This is a genomic window from Phycicoccus duodecadis, assembly GCF_002846495.1.
GTDB classification, from domain to species: Bacteria; Actinomycetota; Actinomycetes; order Actinomycetales; family Dermatophilaceae; genus Phycicoccus; species Phycicoccus duodecadis.
Map to the genome: position 1 here is coordinate 3111025 of NZ_PJNE01000001.1, position 17267 is coordinate 3128291.

Here is a 17267-nt window from a genome sequence, read left to right on the forward strand (position 1 = left end):
GGCTCAGAGGACCCCGATGGCAGCGGCTCCGAGCGGCACCAGCGCGACCAGCGCGACGCCGTCGAGCGCGTCGGCGACCCGCCCCAGCCGGACCCGGGTGCGCGGCGCCAGGACGGCCAGCGCCACGACGACGGCGCCGGTGGTCCCCAGCAGCACGGCCAGGGCGGGCCGCCACGCCGGATGGGCGAGGGCCGCGACCACGGCAGCCAGCGCCACCCCCACGATGCCGGTGGTCATGGCCAGCACGACGGCGGTGCGGGTGCGGCTGTGGCGGGTGCGGAGCAGGGTGGCGACGCAGCCGGCGGCGACCAGCGCCGTGCCCCACACCCCCGAGGCGGCCAGCTGCGGGGTGACCAGCAGGGCGGCGCCGCCGGTGGCGAGCGAGGTCGCGACCATCACGTCGTGGCCGCGCGTGACCTGGGCGCGCACCTGGGCGCGGTCGATCTCGGGGACGGCGGCGTCGATCTCGGCCTCGGTGCGGGGCGCGTGGGTCGACAGGCGGCTGGACGACAGCCCCAGCCAGGGGAGGACGTTGCCGAGGACGACGGCCAGCACGAACACCACCACGCAGGTGGTGGGCATGGCCACCCCGAGCACGCCCGTGACCACCCCGACCGCGGCCGCCACGACGCCCACCACCGCACCCGCCGCGAGCACCAGCCGGTGCTGGGGGACCGCGAGCGCGCCGAGCAGCCCGACCACGGCGACGAACAGCCCCACCCACAGCAGGTCCCGGCCCCACAGGTCGTCGCCCGCGGCGACCGCGCTGCCCGAGGTGGCGGCGAAGGCCAGCGCGGTGAGCGCGAGGGCCAGCGCACCGGCGCTCTGGGTGCGCGCGCCGAGGACGGCGGCGGCGCCGACCAGCAGGACGGCCACGGCCCCGGCGACGGCGGCCACGAGGGCGCCGGAGTCGCGGGCGGTGAACAGCGCCCAGGCGGCGCAGAGGAAGAACACGGTGGCCGCCCCGACCGCGGTGCCGGCGCTGTGCCGGGCCGTCCAGGGGGCGAACTGGGTCTCGACCACGTCGGCGACGGCCTCGACGACGTCGTCGTAGACCTTGTCGGTGCTGGGGTCGACCACCTCGAGCGAGAGCATGGTGCCGTCGGCGATCCCCTGGGCGGCGAGGCTGCGGTCGGGGTCGACGACGGTGCCCCCGCCGGCCACCAGGCGGAAGCCGTGCGAGGCCTGGGCGCTGTCGAGCACGCCCAGCTCGCGGGCGAGCTCGGGGACGATCTCGACCACCGGAATCCCGCCCGGCACACCGAGATCGGCGCGCCGGGTCCCCGAGGACACCGACACGCGCACGAGGGACGCGGCGGCGGCGCTGGTCTGGCTCACGGTGATCTGCTTCCCCTCCGACGGGCGCCACGGAGGTGGCGCGGGACCGACGGCTTCCGAGCATAGAGGGCCGACCTTCGGGGAGTTCTCCCCATTGGCCGCATCCCCATGGCACCGTAGTGTCGAGGGCGGGACAAGGGCCTTGGGGACCCGGTCCGCAGGACACCAGCCCTTTCAGGGGGTCAGTGAAATCGGCTGCGGCACATCAGGACGTCGCACAAGGGAAGGACACATCATGGGTGACCAGTTCAGGGCAGGCGCCGGCGTCGTCAAGGCCAGTGCCGACATCGTCTCCGTCGCTCGGGGGGACCTGCGCAAGCAGGTCATGGACCTCCGGACGCAGATGGAGGCCGTCAAGGCGCACTGGGAGGGCCAGGGGGCGCAGAGCTTCCAGCAGGTCAGCGAGGCCTGGAAGACGCAGACGCAGGACATCGTCGACGTGCTCGACACCTTCGAGGCCAACCTCACCGGCACGCAGCGTCAGTACGACGCCGACGACGCCAGTGCGGCCTCGAACCTCAGCAAGTACTCCAGCATGCTCGGCAACTGAGCGAAGGAAGGGAACGATCATGAGTGGTGACGGCATCAAGGTCGGCGGGGCCGGCATCGACAACCTCGTCCAGGACATGAAGACGGGCCTCGGGGCGCTCGAGCGGCGCCTGGGTGACATGAAGAACGACCTCAGCCCCTACGTGGAGCAGTGGGACGGTTCGGCCCGCGCGGCCTACCGCCAGGCGCAGGCCGACTGGGACAAGCAGATCGAGGAGTGCCGCCTCCTGCTCGAGGACGTCCGCACCGCGGTCATCTCGTCCAAGGAGGACTACCTCAACGGCGAGCTGCGCAACACCAACATGTGGGGCTGAACCGCCCCGCACGCACGACGCCTCGTGCCGGCACCCGGGTCGGGTGCCGGCACGACCGGCGTGACGGGGCCCGGCGCCCCCCGACGAGCACGACCGAGGAGGACCCGACATGAGCACCCCTGACGGACCCGCGGGCCACGGCCGGACGGTGGAGTACCCGCCGGTCGTCGAGACCCTGGGCAGGACGTACGAGACCGACTGGTCCACCTCGGCGCACCAGGAGGTCAAGCGCGTGCAGAACTCGCTGACCTCCAGCCAGAGCTTCGGGCAGATCCCGGCCGCCCAGGACTTCGCGGCCGTGTACCGCGCCGCCCAGCACGTCTACGAGGCCACGCTCCAGGGCATCCGCACCGACCTCGAGGCCGCCGGCGCCGCCCTGGCCCGGGCCGGCGCCGAGATCCGCCAGCGCGACGAGGCCAGCGCCGACACCTTCCAGCAGCTCAACGCCCAGTGGGGTGACGGCAGCGGCTTCACCAGCGCCCAGCAGCACGACCAGGCCGAGCAGCAGGAGCCCGTGCGGGAGGGCGCCCAGGCGATGCAACGTCTCGAGGGCCAGCCCGGCGCCGGGCCCACCGACACGACCGTCACCACGGAGGCCGGGCCCACCGGCCCCGGCCCGGCCACGTCCGCCGGGGGCACGCCGCCGGCGGACGACACGATGACGACCGGGGGGTCCCCGGCGAATGGCTGACGGCGCCCGGAAGCGGCTCCTCGGGGCGGTCGCGGCGTGTGTCGCCGCCGGCCTCCTCGGGGCGCCCTCCGGTGCGCACGCCGCGCCGCACGCCGCAGCGGCTCTCGGGGCCCTGCCCGCGGCCGTCGCCCCGCTGCCCGGCGAGTGGTGGTGGGGCGCCATGGGCGTCGACGAGCTGCACGCCGCCGGCACCGGTCGGGGGATGACGGTGGCCGTGATCGACGGCCCCATCGAGCCCGACGTGCCCGACCTGGCCGGCAAGGTCGCCTCGTCCAGCACGCTGTGCCTCGACCCGACCCGGAGCACCGACGTCCTGCGGTCCTCGACCGGGCGGGGCCCGGAGGCCCAGCACGCCACCAGCATGGCCGCGCTGATCGCCGGCACCGGCAAGGGCACCGGCCCCGGCGGTCGCGGCATCCGCGGTATCGCCCCCGACGCCACCATCCGGCACTACGCCGTCCTCTACGACGACCCGGAGGACGCCGACCGCAAGGCGTGCGGCGTCGACTTCCGCACCACCGACGACGTCGAGAAGGCCCTGGGCCTCTCGATCGCCCGGGCCGCCCGCGACGGCGCCGACGTCATCAACCTCAGCCTCGTCACCGGCTTCGGCCAGGAGATCGAGGACGGCCTGCTCACGGCGTACCGCGAGGGCGCGATCGTCGTGGCGGGCACGGGCAACGGCAAGGGCCGGGTGCAGTGGCCGGGGCTCGGCAACGGCGTCGTGCTGGTCAACCCGGTCGGCCAGGACGCCCGCACCACCGACTTCTCGGTCACCGGCGACCGCGCCATCGGGCTGGCCGCCCCGGGCGAGGACGTGATGGCGGGCGCCGACGACGGCTCGGGGTGGCGGAGCACCACCGTCGGGTCCGGCGCCTCCGTCGCCACCGCCCTCGTCAGCGGCGGCATCGCGGCGCTCTGGTCGGCGCACCCGCAGGCCTCGGCCGGCCAGGTCCTGCAGGCCGTCCGGCAGAACGTGGGGCTGCGGGCCAAGGACGACGGGTCGGGCTACCGCACCTGGTTCCGCCGGGTCGGCACGGGCCTGCCGCAGGTCACGGCCAAGAACCCCGCCTACGGCTGGGGCGTCTTCGACCCGGCCGACGCCGTGGAGGTCGACCCCACGACGCTGCCCACCGCCAACCCGTTCGTGCGCACCGACGACGTGGTCAACGGCCCGTCGCCCGAGGCCATCGCCGCGGCCACCGCTGCCGCCTCCTCGACCGCCGCGAGCGCCACCCCCTCCGCCTCCGCCTCGCCTTCGCCCTCGCCGTCGCCGTCCACGGCGGCGGCCCCGGCGGTCGACGACACCCCCGGCGGCTCGGGCCCCGGAGCGCTGGTCCTGCTCCTGGTGGGGGCGGTCGTCCTGGTCGCCGGCGCGGCCGCGTTCGTGCTCCGCGGGCGGGCCCGAGCGGTCGCGACGACCACGGCCGACCCCGCCACCGTGGGGCCCCCCACCGACCCCGGGGACCTCGCGGTCCCCACCGACGACACCGCAGCACACCAGAGCCGGGGCGCCACGAGCGCCGATGGGAGGAAGTACTGATGGTCATTCCCGACGAGGGGGGCTACACCCCAGCACTGCCCGACGACGCCGGTCCGCACGAGCGGATGCTGCACAGGATCTACGGGTTCCAGACCTACATCGTCAGCGACACCGCCACCGACTGGGGCAAGACCGCCGACGGGGTCAGGGGTCTGGCCGCCGAGGTCCGCGGCGTCATCACCAAGCTCCAGGGCGCCGACCCGCCGTGGGAGGGCCCCGCCGCCACCGCCGCGTACGGCACCCTCCACGAGCTGGCCAAGGCCCTCGACAGCCGGGCCGGCGAGATCGAGGACATCAAGAAGGGCCTCCAGGACGCCGCCACCGCGGGCAGCACCGCGATGGCCGCGTACTCGGCCCAGGTGCGCTCCATCTCGACCGACGTCGACCGCACGCAGTACCAGCCGTCCGGCGGCGGCACGTTCAACGTCACCGGCTACGAGGCCGCGGTCGACGCGAAGAAGGCCGAGCGCGAGGCGGCCGCCCAGCAGGTGCTGGCGACGTTCAACGCCGACATGGGCTCGGCCGCCAAGCAGATGCCGGTCGAGGCGCCGCAGGACAGCGTGATGATCGACCCGACCTCCGGCGGCGGGGGCGGCACTCCTCCCGGCGGTGGGGGCGGGAGCACGCCGAGCGGGGGGTCGTACACGCCGCCGAACGGCACCCTGGTCGGCGTCCACCACCCCGAGACCACGCCGCCACCCCAGCAGCAGCCGCCGGTCGTCATCCACCACCCACCCGTGGTCGACCCGCCCGTCTCCATCGGCTGCCCGGGACCGACCGACCCCGACCCGCGCGGTCCCGAGCTCGACGGCCCCACCACCGGCAGCACCGTCGCGGGCGGCCCCGGCAGCACCGGCTGGGCCGGTACGGCGTCGGGCGGCGGTTCCGCGTCCGGTCCCGGCCTCGGGGGCGCGGGCGCGATGACCGCCGGCGGCCTGCTCACCGGCGGCGTCGGGATGCTGGGGCGCGCCCTGGGCCGAGGCGGCCTGGGGGCCGCCGGTCGCTCGGGCCCGGTCGTGGCCGGTAGCACCGGCGCCGCCGGGCGCGGCGCGACGGGCAGCGGGGCCCGGGGTGCGGTGGGCACGGGCGGCCGCGGGGCCGTGGGGGCCGGCGGCCAGGGCGCCGGGCGTGGCGGTCGCAGCGGCGGCATCCGCGGAGCGAAGACCGGTGGGCGCTACGGCGTCCCCAAGCTCGGCGAGGCCGGGCGCGGCGGCCGCGGCGTCGGAGCCGGCGGGGGAGCCGGCGGTCGCGGCAAGGGCAAGGACGAGCAGCGCCCCGAGGACGTCGACTCCCTCACCCACGAGGACGAGGAGACCTGGTTCGAGGGCGGGGACGACGCGACGCCGCCCGTGTGGCGATGAGCCTCACCCGTCGTCGGCCGCGGCGTCTCACCCCGAGGTGAGGCGCCGCAGTGCTTCGACCGTCCCGGCGGCCAGCACCGCGCACGGCAGCACCAGGACCACGGCCAGGGCCTCGAGCCGGTCGGCCAGCCGCGACATCCGGGGCGAGGCCCAGCCGCCGGCCAGCGCGACGGCGGCCACCACGGCGACCACCCCCAGCACGAGGGCGGCCGCCACGACCGGCCACAACCAGCCGCCGTCCCAGCCCACCACCGCCACGCTGGCGCTCGCCGTGAGCGAGGCCGCGGCGGCCAGCATCGCGAAGCGCGCGAGCCGGTCGCGCACGTGGCGGGCCTGGTAGCCGAAGGCCAGCGCCCCGACGACCGGTGCCAGCCAGCGCGCCCAGGGCGCGATGGTCGACAGGGGCGGCGTGAGCGCCAGGACCCAGCCGGCCCCGGCGGCGAGCAGCGCCAGGTAGGCCGTCCCCACCGACACGACCGAGCGGGCCGCCGCGACCCGGCCGCGCACGTCGAGCCCGGTGACCCGGCGCCGCCGACCGGCGTGCCGCTCGCGCACCGACCAGACGGTGGTCGAGAGCCGGTCGGTGTCGACGAGCTGGGTGGGGTCGACGTCGAGGCTGGCGCTGGGCAGGGCGCGGATGACGACCGGGGCCAGGCCCAGCAGGACGGCGGCGGCGGCCGCGAGCGGGCGCCCCCACATCACCGAGGCGGCCACGACGACGGCCACGCCGCCGAGGCAGGCCATGGCGGTGCGCTCGGCGCGGTCGGCGGTGGAGCCGTCGGAGGAGGCCAGGGCCATCACCACGGCGCCGAGAGCCGCGGCCAGGGCGATGGTGACGCCGACGCGGGCGGGGGAGTCGTGCAGCGGCGCGACCAGGCCGGCCGAGACCGCCAGGGCGGGGACCCCGACGAGCCGCACCACCCCGGTGCCCGGGCGGCGCGCCGTGGTGAGGAGGGCGGCGACCACGGCGGCGACGAGGAGCACCGCGGCGGCCCCCCAGCGCACGGGCACCGAGTCGAGCAGGGCCCCGCTCGCGCCGGCCGGCTCGGCCGCGGCCAGGACCCCCGCGACCAGGCTGACCAGCGACGTGCCGGCCACCACCGCGGGCACGGTGTCGCCGCCGAGGGCGCGGGCCGGGCGCGAGCGCCCGGGGCGCGGGCCGCGGCCCCGCCGTCGTCCGGCGTGCAGCGCGGCCCGGCTGACCGTGGCGTCGTCGTCGGTGTCGTCACGGCGCCGGGTGGACTCGTCGACGAGCGACACCCCGGGCTCGTCGTCGGCGGGTCGCGGGGAGCGCGAGCCGCCGGCCCACGCCGGGGCCGACGTCCGCGCCCCGGGGGCCGAGGAGGAGCGGTCGAGGCTCACGACGCCGCGGTGCAGCCGGTGGGTGGTGGTGCGCACGACGGTGAGCACGGCGCCGGTGGGCAGGTCCTCGCCGATGCGGTCCTGGGGGCCGTAGACGTGGCCCGCGGCCGTCGCCACCGAGCTGGGCGTGGCGCTGGAGGAGATGCCGAGGACGGCCAGGACCTCGGTGACGCGGGTCCCCACGGGCACGACGAGGTCGTAGCGACGCTCGTCGGCGACGAGGGTCAGCTGTTGGGTCGGTCCGTCCATCCCGTCCATCCCGTCCTCCCCCCTCCTGCGTACCGGCCGGTGTCGGGCATCGCCCGCGAGGAACAGTATCCACGGGTAGCGTGGGGCCCACCTGGAGGTCGACACACAGGACAATGGGGAGGATCCGACGATGACGGTGGCTGCGCGCGCCGGCGGCCGCGAGAAGGCGCCGGAGGTGCCGACCGGGCGGCTGGTCCTCCAGCCCCCGCCCGAGATCACCCCGTCCGAGGGGGCCAGCGGCATGCTGATGCAGGCCGTCCCGATGCTGGGCTCGCTGGGCTCGATCGGCTTCGTAGCCCTCTCGCAGAGCGGGCCGCGCGCCTACTTCACGGCCGGGATGTTCCTCGTCGCCTCCGTCGGCTTCGTCCTCGCCAGCGGTCTGCGCCAGCGCCAGCAGCACGCGGCCGGGGTGCTGGCCGCCCGCCGCGAGTACCTCGCCTACCTGGCCGAGGTCCGCGAGACCATCCGGGACGCGGCCTCCCGCCAGCGCGAGGCCGCCCTCTGGGACTTCCCCGACCCCGCGGCCCTGCCCGTCATCGCGGCCGAGGGCAGCCGGGTGTGGGAGCGCCAGCCCTCCGACGCCGACTTCCTCCAGGTCCGGATGGGCACCACCGCCCAGCCGCTCTGCCTCGAGCTCGAGCCGCCCGAGACCGCGCCCCTGGCCCAGCTCGACCCGGTGGCCGCCTCGGGGCTGCACCGCCTGCTGTCGACCCACAGCGTCCAGCCCGGCCTGCCGGCCTCGGCCGCCCTGCGCGCCTGGCCGCGCATCGAGGTCACCGGCGACGCCGACCCCGCGCGTTCGCTGGCCCGCTCGGTCGTGCTCTCGGCCGCGATGCAGCACGCCCCCGAGGACCTCGTCATCGCCGCGCTCGTCTCGCGCGAGGCCCGCGCCGAGTGGGAGTGGCTCAAGTGGCTCCCGCACGCCCTCAGCCCCCGCGAGCGCGACGCCGTCGGGCCGGTGCGCCTGGTCGGCGAGTCGGTGCACGACCTGCTGCCGCTGCTGCCCCACGAGATCGTCGAACGCCCGCGCTTCGGCCCGTCCGACCGCCCGGCCCTGCCGCACGTCCTGCTGGTCGTCGACGGCGGCCACGTGCCGCCCGGCAACCCGGTCGTCACCGACGACGGCGTCCTCGGCGTCACCGTCATCGACCTGCCCGAGCAGTGGGGCGAGCTCGCAACGCCCACCACGCTGCGCCTGGCCGTGGGGGCGGTGACCGCGTCGGGGCCGCGGGCCGGCACCGCACCGCTCGAGATCATCAGCCTCGCGCGGGGGGTGGCGCACGGCGTGGCCGACCAGGTGTCGACCATCCGCGCCGAGGCGGCCGCCCGCCGCCTGGCCCCGCGCTACACCGCCGACGAGCCGGAGGCCCGCGACGCGCTGTCGGCCGCCACCGAGCTCGTCGACCTGCTCGGCACCGGCGACGTGCGCGACTTCGACGTCGAGACCGCGTGGCGCCCGCGCCTCCAGCGTGACCGGCTCCGGGTGCCCATCGGGGTCGACGAGTCGGGCCAGCCGGTCGCCCTCGACATCAAGGAGTCGGCCCAGCAGGGGATGGGCCCGCACGGGCTGGTCATCGGCGCCACGGGCTCGGGCAAGTCGGAGCTGCTGCGCACCCTGGTGCTGGCGCTCGCGATGACGCACTCGTCCGAGGCGCTGAACTTCGTGCTGGTCGACTTCAAGGGCGGGGCCACCTTCGCGGGGATGGCCGACCTGCCGCACGTCTCGGCCGTCATCACCAACCTCGGCCAGGAGCTCACGCTCGTCGAGCGCATGCAGGACGCCCTCCAGGGCGAGATGACCCGCCGCCAGGAGCTCCTGCGCGCGGCCGGCAACTTCGCCAACGTCACCGACTACGAGCGGGCGCGGGCGGCCGGCGCCGACCTCGAGCCGCTGCCGGCGCTGCTCATCGTGGCCGACGAGTTCTCCGAGCTGCTCGCCGCCAAGCCCGAGTTCGCCGACCTGTTCGTGGCCATCGGGCGCCTGGGCCGCTCGCTCTCGATGCACCTGCTGCTGTCGTCGCAGCGCCTGGAGGAGGGGCGACTGCGCGGGCTCGAGTCGCACCTGTCCTACCGGATCGGCCTGCGGACCTTCTCGGCCGGCGAGTCGCGCACCGTCATCGGCGTCCCCGACGCCTACGAGCTGCCGCCGGTGCCGGGCCTGGGCTACCTCAAGCCCGACCAGACCACGCTCACCAAGTTCAAGGCCGCCTACGTGTCCGGGCCCCCGAAGGGCCGGCGCCGCCGCGGCGGCGTGGTCGAGGGCGGGGCCACCGGCTCGGCCGAGATCCTGCCCTTCACGCTCGCCCCGGTCACGGCCGGGCGGCGCACCGCCGCCCCCGAGCCCACCCCCCAGGAGCGGCCCGAGAGGGGCGACGAGCGCGCGGTCTTCGACATCGCCGTCGAGCGGATGCGGGGCAAGGGGCGCCCCGCGCACCAGGTGTGGCTGCCGCCGCTCGACGTCCCCAACTCGATGGACCAGCTACTGCGCGACCTCGCGCCCGACCCCGAGCTGGGGCTGGTCAGCAAGGCCTGGCGGGCCCGCGGCGACTACGTGCTGCCGGTCGGCATCGTCGACCGCCCGCTCGAGCAGCGCCGCGAGCTGTTCGTGCTCTCGCTCGGCGGCGCGGCCGGCCACGTCGCCGTCGTCGGCGGCCCGCGCGCCGGGCGCAGCACCTTCGCGCGGACCGTCGTCGCGGCCATCGCGCTGACGACGACCCCGAAGGAGAGCCAGGTCTACGTGCTCGACTTCGGCGGCGGGACCTTCACGCCGCTGGCGAAGCTCGCCCACGTGGCCGGGGTGGCCAACCGCAGCGAGCCCGAGGTCGTGCGCCGTCTGGTCGCCGAGATCCGCGGCATCGTCGACGCCCGTGAGAGCTACTTCCGCGCCCAGGGCGTCGACTCCATCGAGACCTACCGGCGCCGCCGGGCCCAGGGCCTGGTCGACGACGGCTACGGCGACGTGTTCCTCGTGGTCGACGGCTGGCCCACGCTGCGTGCCGAGTTCGACGAGCTCGAGCAGCAGATCATGGAGCTCGCCGGCCGCGGCCTGACCTTCGGCGTGCACGTGGTCGTCACGACCTCGCGCTGGATGGACTTCCGCAACCAGATCCGCGACGTGCTCGGCACCCGCGTCGAGCTGCGGCTCGGCGACCCCACCGACTCCGAGGTCGACCGCAAGGTCGCGGCCAACGTCCCGAAGGGCCGGCCCGGGCGGGGCCTGACCATGGCCAGGCACCACTTCCTGGGTGCCGTCCCGCGCATCGACGACAGTGGCGCGGTCGACGACCTCGGCGACGGGGTCGAGGACCTGGTCGCCCGGGTCAACGCCGCCTGGACCGGCCCGCGAGGCCCGAAGCTGCGGCTGCTGCCCGAGGAGATCACCCTCGACGCCGTCCGCGAGCTGGCCGGCCCCGACGAGCGCCGCCTCCTGCTCGGCATCGACGAGGCGGCCCTGGCGCCGCTGGCCATCGACCTCGCCGAGGACCCGCACCTGTACCTGCTCGGCGACGGCGACAGCGGCAAGACCGGGTTCCTGCGCACGGTGGCCCACGAGATCGCCCGCCTGCACACGCCGCAGGAGGCCAAGCTCTTCGTCGTCGACTACCGCCGCGGCCTGCTCGGCGAGCTGCCCGAGGGCCACGTCGGCGAGTACCTCACGACCCAGGAGCAGACGGTCGCGGCGGTCGAGGGCATCACCGAGTTCCTGCGGACCCGACTGCCCGGGCCCGACGTCACGCCCGAGCAGCTGCGCGCCCGCTCGTGGTGGTCCGGCGCCGAGGTGTTCTTCCTGGTCGACGACTACGACCTGGTGGTCACCTCGTCCGGGTCGCCGCTGCGCCCGCTGGTGCCGCTGCTCGCCCAGGCCGGCGACGTGGGCCTGCACCTGGTCATCACACGGCGCGCCGGTGGCGCCTCCCGCGGGATGTTCGAGCCGGTGATGCAGTCGATCCGCGACCTCGGGGCGCCGGGCATCCTGCTGTCGGGCAACCCCGACGAGGGGATGCTCATCGGGCGGGTCAAGCCCTCGCAGCAGCCGCCCGGCCGGGCCCGGATCATCTCGCGCGACCTCGGCGACCAGGTGTTCCAGACGGCCTGGCAGCCGCCGCGCCTCGGCTGACCCTAGGCTGGCGCCATGGAGCCGTTCTACCGGAGCGTCATCGGGGCCGCGCGCACGCTGTTCTTCGCGCAGGGCACGAAGTTCACGATCGTCGGCGAGGAGAACGTGCCGCGGGTCGGGGGAGCGGTGATGGCGATCAACCACACCTCCTACCTCGACTTCATGTACGCCGGGCTGCCCCCGCGCAAGCACGGGCGCTATGTGCGGTTCATGGCCAAGAAGTCCATCTTCGTGCACCCGGTGTCGGGCCCGATGATGCGCGGCATGCGGCACATCCCGGTCGACCGGGCCAGCGGCGGGCAGGCGTTCAAGGACGCCATCCGGGCCCTGAAGGACGGCGAGATCGTCGGGGTCTTCCCCGAGGCCACCATGTCGCGCTCGTTCGAGCTGCGCGACTTCAAGCCCGGCGCCGTCAAGATGGCCCAGGTCGCCGGCGTGCCCATCCTGCCGACGACGATCTGGGGCGGGCACCGGGTGTGGACCAAGGACCTGCCGAAGAACCGCGGTTTCGGGCGCATCCCGGTGTTCATCACCGTCGGCGAGCCCATCGTGGTGGGCCGGCGCGACGACGTGGCCGCGGCCACCGAGCGGGTCAAGGCGGCGATGCAGGCCCAGCTCGACGTGCAGCAGGCGGCCTACCCGCCGCTCACCGGCGACGACCGGCGCTGGCTGCCGGCCCGGCTCGGCGGCACCGCGCCCACGCTCGAGGAGGCCGAGGCCCAGGACCAGGCCGACATGCGCCGCACCCGCGACAAGTTCACCGGCTGAGCGCGGTGCGCGGCGGGGCCGGCCCGGCGGGGGGTGTGCGGTGACCAACTCGCTGCGCGAGGACGCCCGGCTGCGCGCGACGCTCGACCGGCTGCACGCCGCGAGCGCGGCCCAGGAGGACGAGAACCGGCGCTGGCTGGCGGGCGAGGGTCGGGGGACCACGACCGGCAGCGAGGCGCGGCTCGAGGCCGGGCGCGCGTTCTGGGCCGACAAGTACGTGGCGCTGGACCGCGAGAAGGCCGAGCTCTGCTACCTGCTCTGCCGGATGCGGGGCGCCCGCCGGGTGGTCGAGGCCGGGACGTCGTACGGGGTGTCGACGCTGTACCTGGCGGCCGCCGTGCGCGACAACGGCGGCGGGGTGGTCGTCGGCACCGAGCGTGAGCCGGGCAAGGTGGCGCAGGCCCGGGCCAACCTCGAGGAGGCGGGCCTGGCCGACGTGGTCGACCTGCGCGAGGGCGACCTGCGCGAGACGCTGCGACCCGACGACGGGCCGGTCGACCTGCTGTTGCTCGACATCTGGGTGCCGATGGTCGCGGCGACCCTCGCGCTCGTGGCGCCGCGGATCCCGGTGGGCGGCTTCCTCGTCGCCGACAACACGGTGGCCCGGCGCGAGGACTATGCGGCGCTGTTCGGGTTCCTCGACGACCCCGCGAACGGGTTCACCACGATGACCCTGCCGATGCCCGACGGGCTGGAGCTGGCGGTGCGCACCACCTGAGCCGGGCGTCCCGGGTGGAGCGCCGACCCGGCTCGCCCCCACCCGGGCGGGACGCGCGCCGTCAGACGCTGTGGCCCAGGTGCGCCAGCGCCTGGCGCAGCAGCACTCCGTGGCCGCGGTCCATCTCGGCCTGGATGCCGGGGTCGAGCGCCTGCTGCGGGGTGAGCCAGGTGAGGTCGAGCGCGTCGTTCTGGGGGGCGCAGTCGCCGGCCACCGGTACGACGAACGCCAGCGACACCGCGTGCTGGCGGGGGTCGTGGAACGGGGTGACGCCCGGGGTCGGGAAGTACTCGGCCACGGTGAACGGCTGCGGGGCCACCGGCACGCGGGGCAGCGCCACCGGCCCGAGGTCCTTCTCGATGTGCCGCAGCAGCGCGTCGCGCACCCGCTCGTGGTGCAGCACCCGGCCCGACACCAGCTCGCGGCAGACCCGCCCGTCGGCGTCCAGGCGCAGCAGCACCCCGACCGCGGTGACCTCCCCACGGTCGTCGACCCGCACCGGCACGGCGTCGACGTAGAGGATCGGCAGCTTCTCGCGCGCCGCGTCGAGCTCCTCCCGGCTCAGCCAGGCAGGGTCGCGGTCGAGCTCGAGGGGGTTCATGGAGGCGATTGTGCCAAGTGCCCCGGGGCCGCCTCCGGGGGACGCGCCGCGGCCCGGGCATCCGGGGCGTCGTCGAAGCCCACCGGCGCGTCGAAGGCCGCGCGCCGGGCCGCCCGTCGCAGGGCCCCGAGCACCGGGCGGGCCGTGAGCGAGATGAGCACGACGTTGGTCACCGCCCGCCCGAGGTCCCAGCCGAGGCTGGTCGCCAGGCTGAACACGACGAACCGGTGCAGGTTCTCGAGCAGCGGCGCACCGGCCACGAACGACAGACCGGTCGCCGCCCCGGTGGAGAACGGCCAGAACGACAGGTTCATCACCATCCCGTAGGCGAGCCCGGCCACCGCCCCGTAGCCGGCGAGCAGCGCGACCTCGCGCCGCCCTCGGGCCCGTGGCAGCAGCCCGGCGCCCCAGCCGACCCAGGCCGCCCCGAGCATCTGGAACGGCAGCCACGGCCCGACCCCGCCGGTGATGAGGGCCGACGCGAACAGAGTGACCGCGCCCTGGACGAACCCGAAGCCGGCCCCGAACACCCGCCCGCCCAGGACCAGCAGGAAGAACACCGTCTCGAGCCCGGCCGTACCGGCCCCGAGCGGGCGCAGCGCCGCACCGACCGCGGACAGCACGCCGAGCATGGCGACCGCCTTGACGTCCATCCCGCCCTCGGCGATCTCGGCCAGGACGACGGCGAGCAGCAGCGGCAGCACGAGCGCGAAGACCAGTGGCGCGTCGGCGGAGTGCGACAGCCCGGAGCCGGGGCTCACCAGCAGCGGCCATCCGAAGGCCACGACGCCGGCCAGGCTGACGAGCGCGACGGCCGCCGCCGAGCGCGGGCGCAGCGCGATGGCGGTGACCCGCTCGCCGGCCGTGGCCGCCGCCGCCCGGGGGCTCACGACCGCACCGGCGCGGGTGCGGCGTCGCGGACGTCGGCCACGGTGAGCCAGGGGCCGCCGAGCACCTTGGACACCTGCGGGGCGAACGCGGGGGAGGAGACCACGACGTCGGCCGTCGGCCCGTCGGCCACGACTTCGCCGGTGGCCATGACCACGACCCGGTCGGCGCACTCGGCGACGAACTCGACGTCGTGGGTCGAGACCACCACCGAACGACCCCGGGCGGCGAGGTCGCGCAGCGTGGTGCTGAGGACGGCCTTGGCGGTCGGGTCGAGGCCGCGGGTGGGCTCGTCGAGCAGCAGCACCGGCGGGTCGGCGGTGAGCTGGACCGCGAGGACCAGGGCGAGGCGCTGGCCCTCGGACAGGTCGCGGGGATGACGGTCGGCCGGGATGCCGGGGGCCAGGCGTTCGAGCAGGCCGGCGCAGGTGCCCGCCGGGGCGCCGCTCTCGCGGTCGGACTGGGCGCACTCGCCGCCCACCGTGTCGAGGTAGAGCAGGTCGCCGGCGGTCTGCGGCACCAGCCCGACCCGGGCGCGGCGCGCGGCGGGGGAGAGCGACGCCGGGTCGACCGCCGTGCCGCCGGGCCCGATGACCTCGACCCGCCCGGCCGCGAGCCGCCCGCTGCCCTGGAGGGCCCACAGCAGCGAGGACTTGCCCGAGCCGTTGCGGCCCATCAGGGCGGTGACCTCGCCGGCGCGCAGCTCGAGGTCGACGCCCGCCACGGCGATGACGTCACCGGGATGGCGCACCACGGCGCCCGCGGCGCGCAGCACCGCCGGCCCGAGGGCCGGAGCATCCGGGGGTGCTCCGGCCGGCGAGCCGTGCAGGCGCTCGCGCAGGTCGCCCGCGGCGCGCCGGGCGTCGCGCACCGACAGCGGCAGTGGCGACCACCCGGCCCACCGGCCGAGCTCGACCACGGGCGGCGCGATGTCGCTGGTGAGCATGACCTCGGCCGGCAGCCCGTCGTGCACGGTGCCGCCCGGTGCGACGTGCACGACGCGGTCGGCGTGGTGCAGCACCCGCTCGACGCGGTGCTCGGCGACGACCACGGTGACCCCGAGGTCGTGCACCAGCCGGGTGATGGTGGCCAGCACCTCCTCGGCGCCGGTGGGGTCCAGGGCCGAGGTGGGCTCGTCGAGCAGGATGACGCTGGGGTGGGCGGTGAGCACCGACCCGATGGCCACGCGCTGCTGCTGCCCGCCCGAGAGCTCGCGCAGCGGCACCCCGCGCAGCTCGGGGATGCCGAGCAGGTCGAGGGTCTCCTCGACCCGCTTGCGCATGGTGGCGGTCGGCAGGCCGAGCTGCTCCATCCCGTAGGCGAGCTCCTCCTCGACGGTGTCGGTGACGAAGCCCGCCAGCGGGTCCTGGCCGACGACGCCGACGACGTCCGCGAGGTCGCGGGGCCGGTGCGTGCGGGTGTCGCGGCCGGCCACCACGGCCCGGCCGCGCAGGGTGCCGCCGGTGAAGTGCGGGACCCGCCCGCACATCACGCCGAGCAGGGTCGACTTGCCCGAGCCGGTGCGCCCGACGACCAGGGCCAGCTCGCCCTCCTCGACCACGAGGTCGACGTCGCGCAGCAAGGGGACCGAGCCGTCGGTGGGCACGACGCCGACGCCGGTGAGGACGATCGCGGGGTCAGCCACGGACCAAGACCTCCCGGGCGCCGCGCACCGGGCGGCGGGACGCGGGGCGGGGCGGCTCCGGGGTGAGGAGCCCCGGCAGCGCCGCCACCAGCAGCCCGCCCACGGCGAGCAGCGGCAGCGCCGGCACGCCCAGCGGTGAGAGGGGCATCGAGAGGGCATCCGGGGTGGTGCGCGACACGACCACGACGGCGGCCGCCGCCACCGCCCCGCATCCGAGCGTCAGCCACTCGGCGCCGCGCCACGGGTCGGGGCGGTACGTGGTGCGCTCGACGTGCCGGCCGCCGAGCCACAGACCGGCCGCCGACAGCAGCAGGCCGAGCCCCAGGGTGGGGGTTCCCATCACGGCCGGGATCGTGGCGTCGAGCACGCCGTAGAGCCCGACCGCGCACGCCAGCAGGCCGCCGAGGGTGAGAATGCCGGTGCCGACCCGCTGGCCGGCCGGGGCGGTGGGGGTGCGGCCGTAGCCGCGCGAGTCCATGGCGGCGGCCAGCAGCAGCGAGCGCTCGAGAGTGTCCTCGAGCACCGGCAGGGCCACCGAGGGCAGGGCCCGCAGCCCGCGCGCGGTGTCGCCGCGCAGCTGCCGGGCCCGGTGCACGCGCTGCACTGACTCGGCCAGCTCGGGCGCGACCGAGACCGACACCACGACGGCCGCGCCGACCTCGTGCAGCGCGCTCGGGAGGGTGCGGAGCAGCCGCTTGGGGTTGGCCAGGGCGTTGGCGGCGCCGATGCAGGCGATGATGACGGCCAGCCGCAGGCCGAGGGTGGCCGCGCCGAGCAGCCCCTCGAGGTAGACGTCACCGCCGAGCTGGATGCCCGCCGCCCACGACGGCAGGGTCGCCTCCGGCAGCGGGAACAGCCGCACGGTGCCGAGCTTGAGCCCGACCAGCACGTGCAGCACGAGGCGGAGCACGATGATCGCGGCCCCCAGGTAGAGGTAGAACCGGAAGGCCCGCGCCCAGGGCGACGTGCCTCGCCGAGCGGCCACGACGAACCCCGCCACCGACAGCCCGAGGAGCAGCAGCAGGGGGTTGGTCGTGCTGCTGACCGCCACGGCGAGCCCGACCGCCCAGCCCCACCACGCCGCCGGATGGACGGTGCGGGGCACGAGGCGGCTCACCGAGGC

At 76.1% G+C, this 17267-nt stretch carries 14 protein-coding genes; 8 read left to right on the forward strand and 6 right to left on the reverse strand.

Annotation, left to right across the window (positions count from 1 at the left end; genetic code table 11):
- Positions 1 to 3 precede the first annotated feature (3 nt).
- Complete coding sequence (locus ATL31_RS14430) at positions 4 to 1338, reverse strand: EsaB/YukD family protein (protein ID WP_101396451.1); 1335 nt, start codon at positions 1336 to 1338, stop codon at positions 4 to 6.
- 235 nt (positions 1339 to 1573) lie between these two features.
- On the opposite strand from ATL31_RS14430, the gene ATL31_RS14435 reads away from it, so the two are divergent.
- The 5 genes from ATL31_RS14435 to ATL31_RS14455 all read left to right on the forward strand — a co-directional run bounded on the left by ATL31_RS14435 (position 1574) and on the right by ATL31_RS14455 (position 5796).
- On the forward strand, positions 1574 to 1888 hold the full coding sequence (locus ATL31_RS14435; protein WP_101396453.1) for a WXG100 family type VII secretion target: 315 nt from the start codon (positions 1574 to 1576) through the stop codon (positions 1886 to 1888).
- 19 nt (positions 1889 to 1907) lie between these two features.
- Positions 1908 to 2201, forward strand: a complete 294-nt coding sequence (locus tag ATL31_RS14440; protein ID WP_101396455.1) for a WXG100 family type VII secretion target — start codon at positions 1908 to 1910, stop codon at positions 2199 to 2201.
- A gap of 109 nt (positions 2202 to 2310) precedes the next feature.
- Positions 2311 to 2892 carry a hypothetical protein gene (locus tag ATL31_RS14445; protein ID WP_101396457.1) on the forward strand — a complete coding sequence of 194 codons (582 nt, stop codon included), beginning with the start codon at positions 2311 to 2313 and terminating at the stop codon, positions 2890 to 2892.
- Positions 2885 to 4435, forward strand: a complete 1551-nt coding sequence (locus ATL31_RS14450; RefSeq protein WP_101396459.1) for a S8 family peptidase — start codon at positions 2885 to 2887, stop codon at positions 4433 to 4435. Before ATL31_RS14445 ends, ATL31_RS14450 begins: the two co-directional genes overlap by 8 nt.
- Complete coding sequence (locus tag ATL31_RS14455) at positions 4435 to 5796, forward strand: WXG100 family type VII secretion target (RefSeq protein WP_101396461.1); 1362 nt, start codon at positions 4435 to 4437, stop codon at positions 5794 to 5796. Before ATL31_RS14450 ends, ATL31_RS14455 begins: the two co-directional genes overlap by 1 nt.
- Positions 5797 to 5823: 27 nt before the next feature.
- Here the strand turns inward: ATL31_RS14455 and ATL31_RS14460 are convergent, their stop codons facing one another.
- Positions 5824 to 7407, reverse strand: coding sequence for a hypothetical protein (locus ATL31_RS14460; protein WP_143598404.1), 1584 nt, complete (start codon positions 7405 to 7407; stop codon positions 5824 to 5826).
- A 130-nt stretch (positions 7408 to 7537) separates the two neighbouring features.
- Here ATL31_RS14460 and eccCa point away from each other — a divergent pair, with 130 nt between their 5' ends.
- Genes eccCa through ATL31_RS14475 form a run of 3 tightly spaced genes read left to right on the forward strand, consistent with a single transcriptional unit; the run spans position 7538 to position 13010 of the window.
- A complete protein-coding gene (gene eccCa, locus ATL31_RS14465) occupies positions 7538 to 11524 on the forward strand; it encodes a type VII secretion protein EccCa (RefSeq protein WP_101396465.1) in 3987 nt (1328 codons plus the stop codon).
- Between the two features lie 15 nt (positions 11525 to 11539).
- Positions 11540 to 12292 (forward strand): lysophospholipid acyltransferase family protein, encoded by a 753-nt coding sequence (locus ATL31_RS14470; RefSeq protein WP_101396467.1) that lies wholly within the window; start codon positions 11540 to 11542, stop codon positions 12290 to 12292.
- A 40-nt stretch (positions 12293 to 12332) separates the two neighbouring features.
- A complete protein-coding gene (locus tag ATL31_RS14475; protein WP_101396470.1) occupies positions 12333 to 13010 on the forward strand; it encodes an O-methyltransferase in 678 nt (225 codons plus the stop codon).
- 61 nt (positions 13011 to 13071) lie between these two features.
- Here the strand turns inward: ATL31_RS14475 and ATL31_RS14480 are convergent, their stop codons facing one another.
- Genes ATL31_RS14480 through ATL31_RS14495 form a run of 4 tightly spaced genes read right to left on the reverse strand, consistent with a single transcriptional unit; the run spans position 13072 to position 17261 of the window.
- Entirely contained in the window at positions 13072 to 13611 is a 540-nt protein-coding gene (locus ATL31_RS14480) for an NUDIX hydrolase family protein (RefSeq protein WP_101396471.1), read from the reverse strand.
- Positions 13608 to 14501 carry an ECF transporter S component gene (locus tag ATL31_RS14485; RefSeq protein ID WP_101396472.1) on the reverse strand — a complete coding sequence of 298 codons (894 nt, stop codon included), beginning with the start codon at positions 14499 to 14501 and terminating at the stop codon, positions 13608 to 13610. Before ATL31_RS14485 ends, ATL31_RS14480 begins: the two co-directional genes overlap by 4 nt.
- Positions 14498 to 16144 carry an ABC transporter ATP-binding protein gene (locus tag ATL31_RS14490; protein WP_245862513.1) on the reverse strand — a complete coding sequence of 549 codons (1647 nt, stop codon included), beginning with the start codon at positions 16142 to 16144 and terminating at the stop codon, positions 14498 to 14500. The genes ATL31_RS14485 and ATL31_RS14490 overlap by 4 nt, the downstream gene beginning before the upstream one ends.
- A complete protein-coding gene (locus ATL31_RS14495) occupies positions 16137 to 17261 on the reverse strand; it encodes an energy-coupling factor transporter transmembrane component T (protein WP_101396474.1) in 1125 nt (374 codons plus the stop codon). Before ATL31_RS14495 ends, ATL31_RS14490 begins: the two co-directional genes overlap by 8 nt.
- Positions 17262 to 17267: the final 6 nt, after the last annotated feature.